This is a genomic window from Thioalkalivibrio sp., from assembly GCF_041690275.1.
Classification (GTDB): Bacteria; Pseudomonadota; Gammaproteobacteria; order Ectothiorhodospirales; family Ectothiorhodospiraceae; genus Thioalkalivibrio.
Genome location: NZ_JAWLHP010000055.1, coordinates 6,333 through 20,665 on the forward strand (window position 1 = coordinate 6,333; position 14,333 = coordinate 20,665).

At 69.0% G+C, this 14,333-nt stretch carries 8 protein-coding genes and 2 tRNA genes; 3 read left to right on the top strand and 7 right to left on the bottom strand.

Annotated elements, in window-relative coordinates; translation table 11 throughout:
- Window positions 1-612: NUDIX domain-containing protein (locus ACESMN_RS10835; protein WP_373053613.1), on the top strand; the 612-nt coding region annotated here is incomplete at its 5' end.
- Between the two features lie 40 nt (window positions 613-652).
- On the opposite strand, the gene ACESMN_RS10840 is transcribed toward ACESMN_RS10835, so the two are convergent.
- From ACESMN_RS10840 to senA, 3 genes are read right to left on the bottom strand one after another with little or no spacing between them, the layout of a single operon-like run.
- Complete coding sequence (locus ACESMN_RS10840; RefSeq protein ID WP_373053614.1) at window positions 653-1,738, bottom strand: PA0069 family radical SAM protein; 1,086 nt, start codon at window positions 1,736-1,738, stop codon at window positions 653-655.
- Window positions 1,728-4,085: a selenide, water dikinase SelD gene (gene selD, locus ACESMN_RS10845; RefSeq protein ID WP_373053615.1), complete on the bottom strand. Its 2,358-nt coding sequence runs from the start codon at window positions 4,083-4,085 to the stop codon at window positions 1,728-1,730. The genes ACESMN_RS10840 and selD overlap by 11 nt, the downstream gene beginning before the upstream one ends.
- A 40-nt stretch (window positions 4,086-4,125) precedes the next feature.
- The gene (gene senA, locus ACESMN_RS10850; RefSeq protein ID WP_373053616.1) at window positions 4,126-5,424 is read right to left on the bottom strand and encodes a selenoneine synthase SenA; all 1,299 of its coding nucleotides are present in this window, start codon (window positions 5,422-5,424) and stop codon (window positions 4,126-4,128) included.
- A gap of 58 nt (window positions 5,425-5,482) precedes the next feature.
- On the opposite strand from senA, the gene senB reads away from it, so the two are divergent.
- Window positions 5,483-6,436: a selenoneine biosynthesis selenosugar synthase SenB gene (gene senB, locus ACESMN_RS10855; protein WP_373053617.1), complete on the top strand. Its 954-nt coding sequence runs from the start codon at window positions 5,483-5,485 to the stop codon at window positions 6,434-6,436.
- A 135-nt stretch (window positions 6,437-6,571) separates the two neighbouring features.
- On the opposite strand, the gene ACESMN_RS10860 is transcribed toward senB, so the two are convergent.
- Together ACESMN_RS10860 and ACESMN_RS10865 are read right to left on the bottom strand one after the other, a co-directional pair.
- Window positions 6,572-10,033, bottom strand: a complete 3,462-nt coding sequence (locus tag ACESMN_RS10860; RefSeq protein ID WP_373053618.1) for a BadF/BadG/BcrA/BcrD ATPase family protein — start codon at window positions 10,031-10,033, stop codon at window positions 6,572-6,574.
- A complete protein-coding gene (locus ACESMN_RS10865; protein ID WP_373053619.1) occupies window positions 10,030-11,817 on the bottom strand; it encodes an activator of (R)-2-hydroxyglutaryl-CoA dehydratase in 1,788 nt (595 codons plus the stop codon). Before ACESMN_RS10865 ends, ACESMN_RS10860 begins: the two co-directional genes overlap by 4 nt.
- 1,172 nt (window positions 11,818-12,989) lie before the next feature.
- Here ACESMN_RS10865 and ACESMN_RS10870 point away from each other — a divergent pair.
- Window positions 12,990-13,406: a hypothetical protein gene (locus ACESMN_RS10870; protein ID WP_373053620.1), complete on the top strand. Its 417-nt coding sequence runs from the start codon at window positions 12,990-12,992 to the stop codon at window positions 13,404-13,406.
- A gap of 410 nt (window positions 13,407-13,816) precedes the next feature.
- Here the strand turns inward: ACESMN_RS10870 and ACESMN_RS10875 are convergent.
- Both ACESMN_RS10875 and ACESMN_RS10880 read right to left on the bottom strand, forming a co-directional pair.
- Window positions 13,817-13,892: transfer RNA gene (locus ACESMN_RS10875), tRNA-Thr, on the bottom strand.
- 50 nt (window positions 13,893-13,942) lie between these two features.
- Window positions 13,943-14,029: transfer RNA gene (locus tag ACESMN_RS10880), tRNA-Leu, on the bottom strand.
- Between the last annotated feature and the right edge of the window lie 304 nt (window positions 14,030-14,333).

A 14,333-nucleotide genomic window follows, 5' to 3' on the forward strand; every position in this document is an offset into this window, starting at 1 on the left:
GGTGGGCCCGCTGCGCTTGGCCCACCCTACGGCGGAGGAATGAAGTGGCCTGAAACGATGACCGACAACGACGACGATTCCCTGCGCGAGACCACCATCGCCTCCGAGACGGTCTTCGACGGCGCGCTGCTGCGCGTGCGCCGCGACCGGGTCCGGCTGCCCGACGGCCGGGAAGGGGTCCGCGAATGGATCGATCACCCGGGTGCGGTGCTGATCGTGGCCCAGCTCGAGGATGGCCGCATCGTCTTCGTCCGGCAGTTCCGGTACCCGGTCGATCGGGTATTGCTCGAGCTGCCGGCCGGACGCATCGATCCGGGCGAGGAGCCGGAGACCTGCGCCCGACGCGAGCTGCGGGAGGAGACGGGCTACACCGCACGCCGGTGGCGGCGGATCGGCACGATCGATGCCTGCGTCGGCTATGCCAATGAGTGCATCGAGGTGTTTCTGGCCCATGACCTGACCGCGGTCGGCGCCCGGCCCGATACTGATGAGTTCATAGAGATTGCATTCCTAAGCCACGGAAAAGCCGAAGAATGGGCTCGCAATGGACAGATCACGGACTCGAAGACCCTCGCCGCCCTCTTCATGGCCCTGCCACAGATCAGCCCCTGACGGACCGATCCCGCTGTCTGACCCTGGCGCGGCCCGGGCGTCACAGCAGCGATAGCTGGCCGTTCTTCGCGGGGGGCCGGAACAGGTCCGTGCGCAGCGGGGGCAGGCGCCGGTTCAGCCCCAGACGCCCGCAGGCCAGGTGAAAGCGCCGCCGGATGATCTCCGCGTAGGGACCGGTTCCGGACATGCGTTGCCCGAAGCGGGATTCGTACAGCTTGCCCCCGTGCATCCCGCGCATGCGGCTCAGCACGTGCCGGGCCTGCAGCGGCCGGTGCGCCTCCAGCCACTCGGGGAAGAGTTCCGCGAGTTCGTGGGGCAGACGCAGCAGCACATAGTCCGCGACATCCGCGCCGGCCTCGGCGGCCGCCTCCAGGATGGCCTCGATCTCCGGGTCGGTCAGAACCGGGATCAGGGGAGCAGCCAGTACTGCGGTCGGCACCCCCGCGGCGCGCAGCCGCCGCACGGTCTCCAGCCGCCGCTGCGGTGCGGCCGCCCGCGGCTCCATCCGGCGGGCGAGGGCCCGATCCAGCGTGGTGATGGACAGTGCCACCTGGACCAGGCCGTCCCGCGCCATCGACGCGAGCAGATCGAGATCCCGTTCCACCAGCGCCGACTTGGTGACGATGCTGACCGGGTGCCGCGCCTCGTGCAGTACCTCGAGGAGCTCCCGGGTAACGCGCCGTTCGCGTTCCACCGGCTGATAGGCGTCGGTGTTGATGCCCAGTGCGATCGGGCTGCAGCGGTAACCGCGGCGGGCCAGCTCCGTGCGCAGCAGCGTGGCCGCGTCCTGCTTTGCGAACAGCCGGGTCTCGAAGTCGAGCCCCGGAGACAGGCCCAGGTAGGCGTGAGTCGGCCTGGCGAAGCAGTAGGCGCAGCCGTGCTCGCAGCCGCGGTAGGGATTGATCGACTGCTCGAAGGGAACGTCCGGCGAGTCGTTGCGCGTGATCACGCTGCGGGCGCTGTCCGCGCCGAGGGTGGTGCGGGGCGGCGGCAGTTCCTCGTCGTCGTGGTTCCAGCCGTCGTCGAAGACCTCGCGGCACGTGGGCTCGAAGCGGCCGTCGCGGTTGCTCAGTGCGCCACGGCCCTTCGAAGGAGGCGGCCGGCGCGGCGATTGATCAGGATTCACGCTGCGCCTCTTGCCGAGCCCGTTCCCCGAAGTTGGGGCAGGGGCGCCGCTCCCGTCTCTCCCGCGCGGAGGATACGCTGGAAGTGGGGGCCAGCCGGACCGGTTCCATCGCCTCGCCGCGGGTCTCCACGCGGCCGACCACCGCTGCGGCCGGGTAGCCCGCGCGCCGGAGTTCGGCCACGCAGGCATCGGCGTGTTCCGCCGGCAGGCTTGCGAGCAGTCCCCCGGCTGTCTGCGGATCGAACAGCAGCGGGAAGCGCGGGTGACGGGCTGCCACCTCGAGATCGGCAACGCCCCGACGCAGCCGGAGGTTCTGCGGCTGCAGTGAGGACAGTATGCCGGCGGCCACCGTCTCCGGCGCCCCGTCCAGCATCGGGATCGCGTCCATGTGCAGCACGGCGTCGACGTCCGAGGCCCGGGTCATCTCCAGCAGGTGGCCCATCAGCCCGAATCCGGTCACGTCGGTGCAGGCCGTGGCGCCGTGACGGCGCAGGACCTCGCCGGCCTCCAGATTGCTGACGCACATCGACTCGATCGCCGCGTCGACCCAGCGTCCCCGCGCCTTGCCGCGCATGTCGGCGGCGAACAGGGTACCGGTGCCCAGCGGCTTGTTCAGCACCAGCACGTCACCCGGCTGCATGCCGCCCTTCCGCCAGATCCGGTCCGGGTCCACCAGGCCGTTCACCGTGAGCCCGAAGGCGAGCTCGGCGCCCTCGCTGGAATGTCCACCGGCAAGTACCGCACCGCTGGGTTCGAGCACGCTCAGTGCCCCGGCCAGCAGGTCGTAGAGCGACTCCTCCACCACCCGCTCCCGCCCATAGGGCACTGTGGCAATCGCCAGCGCGGACTGCGGTTCCGCGCCCATCGCGAAGAGATCTCCGAGCGCGTGGTTCGCCGCGATGCGGCCGAAGGTATAGGTGTCGTCGATGAAGGCCCGGAAGTAGTCCACGCTCTGAACCAGCAGGCGGCCCTCGGGGACGGCGAGCACGGTGGCATCGTCGGGCGCGTCGATGCCGAGCACCACGTCGCCCCGTCCGGAGACCGGCAGGCGCTGCATCACACGGGTGAGCACGGTGCTGCCGACCTTCGCACCGCAGCCGCCGCAACGCATCGCGAGCGTGGAGAGCTCCCGGATCGCGTCCTGGTCCGCGACTCCGGCTGCGAGCTTCGGCCCCGATTCCTCCTCCATCTCCGGCAGTTCGTTGAAGCGCTCCATGAACCGGCGGTCGATCCAGTCCTTCATCCGCCACAACCAGGCGCCTTCCATCGAAAAGCGCCCGCGCGAGGCCACCGCGTAGCGGTCGCCGGTGCTGATCAGCCCGAGGAACTGCCGCTGCGGGCGGTAGCGGCGCAGCGGCCGGCCGGTGGCCGCACGCCGCAGGTTCTCGGTGAGCACCGGGCCCTGGCGCACCGCGAAGACGCCTGACTTCGGCCGGTCGTCGGGGAGCGCCGCCACGTCGCCGGCGACGAAGACGCCCGGATGGGACTGCGATTGCAGGTTTGCGTCCACGCGGATGAAGCCGCGCTCGTCCACTGCCAGGCCGGACAGCGCGGGCCAGCCCGGGGCCGAGGCCGAGGTGACCCACAGCACTGCGTCGGCCTGCACCTCGGGTTGACCCTCGGCGACAATCACGCCCTCCCGCAATTCCGTCACGCGGTGCTCCGTGAGCACCCGGATGTCGCGTTCGCCCATCACCCGGTAGAAGCGCGAGCGCACGCCGGCGTTGTGGGTGGGCAGGATGTCGGGACCCCGGGTCAGCAGCAGGTAGTCGAGGCGACCGGGGTCGTCGTTGCGTTCCCGCAGCAGGGTCTGCAGGCGGTACTGCGTGGCCAGCGCCAGTTCAACGCCGCCGGCGCCGCCCCCGACGACCGCGATCCGGAAGCGTCCGCGGCTCTTCAGCACGCGCTGGATCAGATCCTCCCAGTCGCGCAGGAAGGCGTCGATGGGCTTGACCGGCAGCGCGAATTCCGCAGCGCCCGGTACATCCAGCGTCCCCGGGCGCGATCCGGTGTTGATCGACAACAGGTCGTAGCGCACCGGCGGTCGTCCCCCGACCTCCACCAACCCGGATTCGGGATCCAGCCCCTGTACCTCGCCGTGGTAGAGCCGCGCCCCGGCAAAGCGGGCCAGCGGACCGAGGTCGATGTGGCACTCGTCGAAGTCGTAGTGGCCGGCGACGTAGCCGGGCAGCATCCCGGAGTAGGGGGTGTGAATGTCGCGGGTCACCAGCGTCAGGCGCAGCCCCGGCAGCGGACGCATCCCGAAGCGGCGCAGCACCGCCACATGTGCGTGTCCGCCACCGATCAGCACCAGGTCCTTGGCGACGGGTACGTTGCTCTTCTGCATCGGCAGGTTCTCCCTCTTCTTCCGTGCAGCCGCCGTGCGGTCAGGCCGCGCAGGTCCGGAAGCCGGCGAAGACGTCGTTGCGGTCCGGTCCATAGTAGTTGCGCCAGGTGTTGCGGATCAGGCGCGAGCGCGTCGCCCAGCCGCCACCGCGCAGCACCCGGGTCTGCCCGAACAGCGGCATGGAATAGTCACGATACATGTCGGGGGTGAATCCGGGGTAGGGGCCGAAGGCGGTATCCGTCCACTCCCAGACATTGCCGATCATCTGCCGGCAGCCGAAGGCGCTGTCGCCCGCGGGCAGGGCGCCCACGTCGATGGTGCCGAGGGCGCGACCATCCAGGTTCGCGCGCGCGGGGTCCGGCGGGCTGTCACCCCAGGGGTAGCGGCGCTTCACCGCCGCCAGGATGGTGCCGCCCGCATCGGGCTCGCCGGCGGCGGCCACCTCCCACTCGACTTCCGTGGGCAGTCGGCGCCCGGCCCAGCGGCACCAGGCCCTCGCCTCGTACCAGTTCACGTGGATCACCGCCGCGTGGGGGGGCAGCGGCTCCCAGCGGTCGAAGTGCCGCCACTCCCAGCCGTCGGTCTGGCGGCGCCAGTACACGGGGTGCTCCAGGCCGGCAGCGCGGCGCCAGGCCCAGCCCTCCTCGTCCCAGAGCTCCGGGCGTCGGTAGCCGCCGTCCTCCACGAAGTCCGCGAACTCGGCGTTGCTCACGGCGGCCCGGGCGATGCGGAACGGCGCGACCTCCACCGGGTGCGCCCACTTCTCGTTGTCGAAGACGAAGCCTTCGTCCTGCGGCGCCCCCAGCAGGAAGCTTCCGCCGGGGACCTCCGCGTCGCCCCGGAGTCCGCCTGCGCGCCAGGCCGAATCCGCTGCCACACCGATGGCCGGCGGCGGGTAGGCGAGCGTCTGACGGGTGTAGGTGAAGGCCTCCGTGTGCATGTCCTCGTGGAACACCGCGTACTGGGCGAGATAGTCGCGGCGGGGATCCGGGGCATCGTGCTCCAGGTGGTGGCGCACCCGCTCCATCACGCCATCCATGTAGGCCAGTGTCGCCTGCAGGGGCGGAAGGGGCAGGTCCCAGCGGGTGTCGTGGTGGATGCCGATCGAGTCGTACAGGCGGTCCACGTCCGGCCGCTCGGGGGCCTCGCCGAGGTGCTGCCGAAGCACCCAGTACTCGTGGAAGTAGGCCGCGTGCCCGATCTCCCAGCGGAGCGGATTCACGATGGGCAGCCGCGGCCCCATCAGCTGTTCGGCATCGAGGCCCCGGATGAGTGTCAGGGTCCGGGTTCGGGCATCCTCCATCTGCGCGATCAGGTCGCCTGGCTCAGGCAAGTGCACTTCGGGTCTCCCTGGGTTAAGTTGATTTCAAACACCTTCGTACATTATGGACTCTCGATTGCGATTACACCTGATCACTCCGGCGCCGTCCCGCGCGCGGGGGGGCAACTGGACCACCGCGGCGCGCTGGGCCGCGATGCTGCGGCGGCTCGGGCACCGGGTCACGGTCACGCGCGACTATCGTGGTGAACCGGCCGACCTGATGATCGCGCTGCACGCCTGGCGCAGCGCCGATTCGATCGACCGCTTCGCAAACCAGCACCCGGATCGGCCGCTGGTGGTCGTGTTGACCGGCACCGACGCCTACCGGTTCATTCACAGCCAGCCGGCACCGACGCTGCGCTCGCTCCAGGCCGCGGATGTGCTGGTCGGGCTGCACGACCTGATCGACGAGACGGTACCCGAGGAATATCGCGGCAAGCTGCGCGTGATCCACCAGTCGGCGCCTCCGGGCCTGCCGCGCCAGCCGGCGCAGCGCGACTTCCGGGTATGCGTCGCTGGGCACCTGCGCGAGGAGAAGGATCCCCTGTGTCCGGCGCTCGCGGTGCGCGACCTTCCCGCCTCCAGCCGGCTGCGGGTGGACCTCTTCGGCGCCGCGCACAGCCCGGACTGGGCCGAGCAGGCGCAGGCCGAGATGGCGGCGAACCCGCGCTTCCGCTGGCACGGGGAAGTCCCCAGGCACCGCCTGCGGCGGGCCTTCGCACGCTCCCATCTGCTGGTGCTGCCATCGCGCATGGAAGGCGGGGCGAACGTGATCGGCGAGGCCGTGATGGCCGACCTGCCGGTGGTCGCGTCGCGCATACACGGTTCGATCGGTCTGCTCGGCGAGGACTACCCGGGTTTCTACCCGGTCGGCGACGCGGGGGCACTGCGGTCCGTGCTGCTGCTCGCGGAGCGGGATTCGGGGTTTTACGGCGCGCTGGAACACGCCTGCCGCGCGCTGCGGCCGCTGTTCGACGCGGACCGGGAGGAACGCGAGCTGGACAAGCTGGTGCGGGACGCGTATGCGTGATGGGAGCCTTTTGTAGGGTGGGCAAAGCGAAGCGTGCCCACCATCCAACCCCGTGCGTTCTGGTGGGCACGCTCCGCTTTGCCCACCCTACGGTGTTGATGGAGAGGGGCCGGGGGTGAGGGGCGGTGGCCGGCCCTACAGCAGCGGCGTGCCCGCGGACTGGCTGCCTCGATTTGCGAGCTCCTGCTCCTCGTATCGTTTCAGGAAGTAGTCGATCGTCTCGGTGCGGATGCGGATCGAGCCGGTCGGGCGGTTCTCGTCGAGGTCCTTCATGCAGAAGTAGGGCGTGCCGGAGGATTCGACAATCTCCTGTACCACCGAGTAGAGAGGGGCGTCGTGGCCGCACTTGAAGCTCGAGAGCTCCAGCGCGACGAGGTTCGGGTGGCGCGCGACGAACTTCGCCGCCCACAGCTTGCGTGAGCTGTGCTCGGAGAAGCGGTTCTTCCAGACATCCGCAATGCTCAGCGGAGAGTCGACCCGTCCGGCGCGGATCTCCTCGCCGAACAGCCGCTCGAGCAGGTCCCGGTCGACCGGAAGCGCGTCCTGCCAGAAGATCGGGTATCCCGCGCGCTGCAGTTCTTCGAGGATGCCGTGGTTGATCCCGGGGTCGTTATGGTAGGGGCGGCCGAGCACCACGATTCCGACCCGCCCGTCGCGTTCGAGCCGGTCCAGCGCCATGCGCTGCCGCGTGCGCATGCCCTCCAGGAACGCCGACAGGGCGTTCAGCCCGGCACGCACCGCCCGTTGCGATTCCCGGAGCCCCATGCCCAGCTCCTCGCCCCAGTCCTGATACAGCTGGCGGGCACACAGGATCGGCTCGTCGAGGTTCACGAAGGTCTTCTTGAACCGGATCCCGCGTTCCGCGAACAGATCGTCCTCGCGGATGAAGGCCGCGTGCGTCGCCTCCGCGGTGGCGACCACGGTCGGGCAGGACTTCGAGGCCTGCACGTCCTCCAGGTGCGGCGGCAGCGCATCGATCATCGGGAAGAGGACGTGGGTGAGCGGGCGCTTCGGATGCACCCGCTCCAGCAGGTCGTGCACGTGGGCGATGCCCAGCTTGCTGGGGAAACAGGGGTCGATGCTCCCGCGCCGCGCACCCCGCCGGTACAGGGCCTCGTCGGTCACCGCGGAGAAGACGAGCTGCCGGGGCGAGAGCCCGAGCGACTGGAAGTAGCCGAGGAAGAACGGCGCGCAGGAGTAGAGGTTCAGCACCCTGGGGATGCCGATCCGGACCCGTTTCCGCAGGGCCCGCTGGCGTTGCCTGGACCGGGATTCCCCCAGGGCAAGGCCCAGCCAGCGACGCGCCGGGGCATCGATCGCGTGCGCCACCGCCGGCGGCCTGAATGCGGCGCGTGCCGCGATCTCCACGAAATTGGGGTTCTCCTTTGCGGTCTCGTCCATGTCGGCCTTGATCCGGTGCAGGGACCCCTTGTCCTCGACCGCGCCCTTCTCGCAGTTGGCGACGATCACCCGACGCCGCCGCGCCGCGTCGGCCGATTCGGGATCATGCTCTTCCGGCGCCACCTCGGCCGCGAAGGCGTCGTCGAAGCTCAGGTCGATGAAGGTGCGCAGGCAGAGGTTGCGGCAGAAGTTGCAGCGGGTCTCCTCGCCGCGCGCGGTGTGGTGCCGTATTCGCCGCGCCGCCTCGATGCCGATGAAGGAGGTGGACTGTCCGCGGTCCCGATGCAGCCGCAGGGCCTCCAGCGCGGATCCGATCGCGCCGGATTCGCCGCAGTGCCGGTGCACGCGGATGTCGCATTCACGACCGGCCTTGCGGAAGCGGGCGCGCAGGTACTCGACCTGCGCCTGCACCGCGGCCAGATTGTGCTGGGTGCCACCCTGCAGCACGAAGCGGCTGCCCAGTTCCGCGGGGTTGGGGATCTGCGCGACGTACAGCCAGATGTTCCTCGGCAGCACCGCCGCGAGGCCCGCGAGGATCTCGCTGTGGCGCCAGCCGCGACGCTGGAAGTCGACGATGTCGGACTGCAGGAAGACCGCGCAGCCGTGATTGAAGTCCGGCATCCGTTCCGCGCCCAGGGCGGTCTCCGCATAGTCCGCGAGATCCACCCCGAACGAGGCCGCGGTCGCCTGCAGGAAATAGCCGTTGCCTGCCGAGCACTGGGTGTTCAGGCGGAAGTCGCGGACGCGCCCGCCGTGCAGGAACATCAGCTTGATGTCCTGCCCGCCGACATCCACGATCACGTCCGTGCCCGGGTAGAAGTGCTCGCAGGCGTGCGCATGCGCGACGGTCTCCACCACCGCGGTGTCCGCGCACAGTACCTCGCGGATCATGTCCTTCGCATAGCCGGTGGTGCCGACGCCCAGCAGCTCCAGACGGCCACCCCGGGCGAGGAAGGCCTGTTCGAGTTCGTTCAGGATGGCCACCGTGTCGCGGATCGGGTTGTCCTGGGAGAGGCGGTAGGCCTTGGCCAGCACCTCGCCCTCGGGGCTCAGCAGCACGCCCTTGGTCGAGGTCGAGCCGGCGTCGATGCCCACGAAGGCGCGGACCCGGTCCCCCGCCGCGACCGGAGGCGGCTCCCAGGCCCGTGTGCGGTACTCGCGCAGGAAGGCCTCCAGCGCCTCCGGCGCGCTCGCCGGACCCGCCTGCGCCTGGTCATGGTGCCCGGAACCCCCGCGCTGGTTCAGATGGGCATCGAGAGGCGCGAGGCCCCGGTATTGGCCCGTTGCCGGCGTCTCGGCGAGTTCCCTGCGCCCGAATTCCGCCGCTCCGAGGGCGGCGAAGTACTGCGCATGCGGGGGCACCCGTACCGGCGCTCCGCCCGCGCCGGGCTCGGGCTGAATGCCGCGTTCCCGCCACAGTGCCTCGAGATTCTCGCGCCAGCACTCCTGCAGGCCCCGGATGAAGGTGTTCGGACCCCCGAGCAGCAGCACCGGGGGGCGCAGGGTGTGCCCCCGGGTGAGCACCGAGAGGTTCTGCTGCACGATCGCGTCGAACAGGGAGGCCATCAGGTCCTCGACATCCACGCCCTGTTTCTGCAGCGAGTTGATGTCCGTCTCCGCGAATACCCCGCACTTGCCGGCGACCGGGTGGCGGCTGCGCCCGGCGTACCCGATCGCCCCGACCCGCTCGGGCTGGATGCCGAGCTTGGCCGCGATCTTGTCGATCACCGCGCCGGTGCCGCCGGCGCACTTGTCGTTCATGGAGGCGGTCCGCTTGCGCCCACGTTCCCCGAGGTCCCGGAACAGGATCACCTTGGCATCCTGCCCCCCGAGCTCCACCACGCTCCCGACCTCGGGATGCAGCGTCTCCACTGCCAGCGCGACCGCGTGCACCTCCTGCACGAAGCGGCCGCCGAGCAGCGGGGCGAGCGGTCCGCCTCCGGAGCCCGTCAGGAAGACCCGGAAACCCTCGGCCGGGATATCGGGAAAGGCGGACTGGATCCGGTCGAGGAAGTCCCGCACCGTCTCGGCCTGCCGGGTCTCGTGGCGCCGGTAGTCCCGCCAGAGCGGACCGCCGCCGTCGTTCCGCGTCACCACGGCCTTCACGGTGGTGGAGCCGACGTCGAGGCCGATCACCAGCGTTTCGGCCCCTGCCGGGGGTGTTTCCGTCGGGCGGTCCGGGAGGTCGGGGATCATCGCGGCGCCCCGCGCTGCATCCTGGCGAATGCGCCTGCCAGGCCCCGGCCCTCGCGATCGCGCAGCGCGGCCGCGTGGTGGGCGAGATTTGCCGCGGTGCCGGCGATGCCCCGGCGCCCCCGGATGCGGTGGAGCGGCTGGCGCAGTTCCGGGTGCCGCTTCACGAAATCGGCCAGTGCCTCCCGGGTCCAGCGGGTATCCTGCAGGGCCTGGTGGAACTCGCGGCGGCACTGGTCCTTGGCCTCGGTCAGGGCCATCTGCACGCGCGAATAGGCATTGACCTCGCCGTCCCCCGAGGTCTCTACCGGCAGGAAGTTCATCTCCGGATAGCGCCCGAGCACCGCCGCCTGAGCGCCATCGGACTGCGTCGACGGCATGCATCCGAAGGGCTTCAGCGACAGCGTCATGTGGGCCTGGCCATGATGATAGGCGTGCAGGTTCTTCGCGATCTCCAGATAGCCCTCGCCGCCGGTGATGCGGGAGTGATAGAACGGATGCCCGAGCCGCTGCAGCACGCCCTGCCGGGACAGGCTGGGCGTGGTCTCACCGAGGGCCCTGCGCATCCGGTCGTACTCGCGCCGCATCAGCAAGCCGGCGAGCCGCAGCATGCCGTCCTGGAACAGGTACCGGGACCAGGCCCCCGCCCAAGGGAGCACCCAGACTCCGCCCTGCGCACGGGCGGCGTCGCAGGCGATCAGCCGCCGGTCCTTCAGCAGCGAGTGCAGGCTGTGCCGCATGTAGTCGATCCAGGCCGCGAGGGGCTCGATGCGCACCTCGGCGCCCTCGTCCTCCAGGAACCGGAACATGTTGAAGTTCCCGTCCCCCTCGGTGGTCTGCGCCCAGAATTCGCCGGTGATCTTCACCAGGGGCTTCGGCGTGCTGCGATCGACCTGCAGGCGCTGCTCGATGATCCGGCGGCAGCGGGCGAGGGCGTCGACGTAGTCGCGCTCGCGCGGTTGTGCGAGCAGCTGCGCGACGTCCTCCGCGGAACCGAAGGGCGTCAGCGGGCGGAACCAGCGTGCGAATGGTCCCGGCGCGACCGCGTAGCTGCGCCGCCGCAAGGTGTCTTCGCACGCGCTGATGCAGGCGTCGATGACTGCATCGACCTGGGCCGGATCCCCCGCGTAGGGCCGGATCTGATGCGTGACCGCATTGAGGACATCGGCCATGAACAGGGCGTTCAGGAGCGCACGATAGAGCCTGACGTTCATTTCGAAGCCATCGCCGACCAGGCCCGGATCGTGACCGTCGCCACCGCCCTTCTTGTCGAAGGTGATCACCCGGAAGCCCTCGAAGCCCGCCTTGCGCAGGGCAACGCGGTGCTCGGCCTCGTACATGCCGAAGCGACAGGGCCCGCAGGAACCGGCGGTCACGAAGACGTAGTCCGACACGATGCGCTCGGTGGACAGGCCTTTCTCGTCGCGAAGCCGTTCCAGATAGCGGATCAGCGCGCCGGTGACGAAGTAGACGGGATTGCACTGGCCGGGGTTGCAGTATTCCCGGCCGCTCTGAAAGTCTCGCCGCCCCGGCATCGGCAGGCGATCCGCCTTGTATCCGAGGCCCTGCAGTGTGGCCTTGACCAGCCGGTCGTGGGCCGAAGAGAGGCTTCCGAAGAGCAGGGTGACACGGTCGCGCTCGTCCCGGCGAAAGCCGCGCTCGGCCGGGCGCCGGTAGTTTCGCACCGGGGGCGGGGCGGCATCCCGGGGGCTTTCGGGGATGGGCTGCGGTATGCCGGGCGTCTGCGGGCAGCTCCGGCATCCGGGCAAGCGATGTGCGTCCGACATGGCTCGATCCCTCCTCCGGCGTTGGCTTCCCTGCCGGGCAAGCCGCAACACCCGTCCGCATCACCGCAGAACATGGCTCACCAGGCGAACCACCACGCAGGGACCACCCCCATCCAAACGCCAACCCCACCCCATGTCAAGACCCGCCGGGGTCGGACCAAGCCAAGCCCCTGATTACCCGAGTGAAGCCCCCCGAATTTCGGTGTCCGCAGACCCTTGGACGGCCGTTTTTGGGGCCGAAAGCGGGTCGATAAGCGAGGCCACCGCCGGTCAGGATCGACACGATCCGGGCGCCGGCGCGCCGGGGAAACTCGTCAGGCACAGCCCGTCCCCGAGGATTGGAGCAAAGTAAGGCCAGCCGGGCTGATACCCGTCTATCAGGTTATGAATGCGCTTGGGGCGCTCGCGTCGTGCCGGTCAATGCCGGGCCGGATACCGCTCCGGCGCATATCCGGTAAAAAGCCGACCGGCAGAGACTTCCTTCGGATAGCGTGTCCCCGACCTCACTCGTGTTGATTGCGCGCATCGCGTTCGCGAGCCGGGGACTTGTCAACGTCAAGGTCGCGTTCGGCGCCCAGGCAATCGTCCCTTGCGGCGAGCGTGGCAAATCCGTTCCCCCATCATCGGTCAGTCAGGGCCCTGACCGTCCCCGACGCGACCGCGATGCACAGCGGAATGGCGCGCGAGCGGGCATCCTGCCGAAGGCACCGTTCTCGAGGAGCATGTCGTCCCGACGTCGCGTGGCGGACAAGGGCTTGCTGGCATTTCGCTCAAGGAGTCGTGCGAGGGGGAGGGGGGCGAACCGTCATCGATGCCGCGAAGCTGCAACGGCTGCCAAGGTGCGGATCCGGAGAAGACCATCGCCGACCTTGCCCTGTCTTTGCCAGCGCGGTGCGGTTGGCATCGCGCGCTCCAGCGACGGAGCATTGATGGCGACCTGGATAGCCGAAGGGTCGATGTTCCACTCTGCGCGGCCCTGATAACGGCGGATGAAATCGATCCGCCGCGCCCTTACAGCGAAGCCTTCGGATCAGTCAAGAAACATGTTGAACCCTTTACTATGATGCCTGTCTCTTTGGGTTCTACTAAACTTCTTTCAATAGAGATGATTTCACGTCCCGACGAGGCGTACCGACCCAGGAGAGGTATTTGTGAGCAAGACGGAAAAGGAAATGAATAACCTGAGCGCAGAGGAGCTGTATGCGCTCGCACGGGAACGCGAGAAAGAGGAAGCAGAACGGCAGGAACAGGAGTTCAAGGAGAAGCGTGAACAACTGAAGGCCAAGCGGAGGGAGATCGTCGCGCGTCAGCGCAAGGAACTGGCCGCGCTTGACCGGGAGATCCGCAAGCTCGGAGGCGCGGTGGGAAGGCGTGGTTCCCGGAAAGGGGGCCGAGCAGGTGGCACGGCCACAATCGGTGAACAGTTGTGCGAGATCGTTGCGACACAGCCGGAGATGACGATCTCCGAAATCCGTGAGAAGGCGGAGGAGACGGGGGTCGATACCCGGAATCTTTCGCAGGCACTGGCCTATCTGAAGCGGCAGGGACGGCTGGCGTCGCCGCGGCGTGGAGTCTACTCGGCGCCGTAGGGATCTGGCCGGCTGTGGTGCCCTCTTGTGTCGATCAGTAACAGGTTCGGTCAGAGGGCACGCGGTCCTTTGCTGCGTGAAGTCCGAGGCGGGTGCGAGGTAAGCTCCGCAGGCCGTGACCCTCGGTAGATCTGATTATCAAGACTGTGCAGCCTGTCCTGCTCGCGCGGGGCGCGCTCCCACGCGGGCGTCGTGCGCGATCGGCTGGCCGTTGCGTTTTGGTCGGCATGGTCATAATCGGTTGTGTAGATGCCCGTCAGGGATTGATGCTCAATCCCTGACGGGCTCCATTCATACCGCCGCGGCAAGGGAAGTTCCGGTCAATCCGTCGTTACGAGTAGAGAAGCCTTCAGCCACGCGTAAACCGCGCTCGGACGCCTCCTGGCGTCCGCACACGTGCGAATTTTGGATGGAGCCGGCGACAGGATTCGAACCCGCGACCCTCTGATTACAAATCAGATGCTCTACCAGCTGAGCTACACCGGCGCTTGTGATGTCCCGCGTCGCGTGAAGGCGGCATCAGGACCCTGCTGCATTGGTGCCGGGAGCGAGAATCGAACTCGCACTCTGTTGCCAGAACCGGATTTTGAGTCCGGCGCGTCTACCAGTTCCGCCATCCCGGCGCGGGCCGGTAGTTTAGCGCACTACGGTGGCGGAAGGGCAAAGCTGGGGCGTGATGCGGTGGGAGGGCCGCCGCTGTCTTTCGGGTGCTGGCCTGATCGGGAATCTTGCCTGCACATCGGGTGGGTGGGGGCGGCGTCTCGCCGCGATCTGCGGTGAGGTGGGGATCGCGGCTGGAAGCCGCTCCTACGGGGGGCGCTCCTACGGGGTGCTCCTGCGCGGGGGGTGTCGGTGTTTTTGTGGGAGCGGCCTCTGGCCGCGATGGGCCGGGGCGGTTGGGGGATCGCGGCTGGAAGCCGCTCCTAC

Coding starts and splice junctions, on each gene's coding strand:
- selD (WP_373053615.1), bottom strand. CDS start 4,085: ATGCAGAAGAGCAACGTACCCGTCGCCAAGGACCTGGTGCTGATCGGT.
- ACESMN_RS10860 (WP_373053618.1), bottom strand. CDS start 10,033: ATGATCCCCGACCTCCCGGACCGCCCGACGGAAACACCCCCGGCAGGG.
- ACESMN_RS10865 (WP_373053619.1), bottom strand. CDS start 11,817: ATGTCGGACGCACATCGCTTGCCCGGATGCCGGAGCTGCCCGCAGACG.
- ACESMN_RS10870 (WP_373053620.1), top strand. CDS start 12,990: ATGAATAACCTGAGCGCAGAGGAGCTGTATGCGCTCGCACGGGAACGC.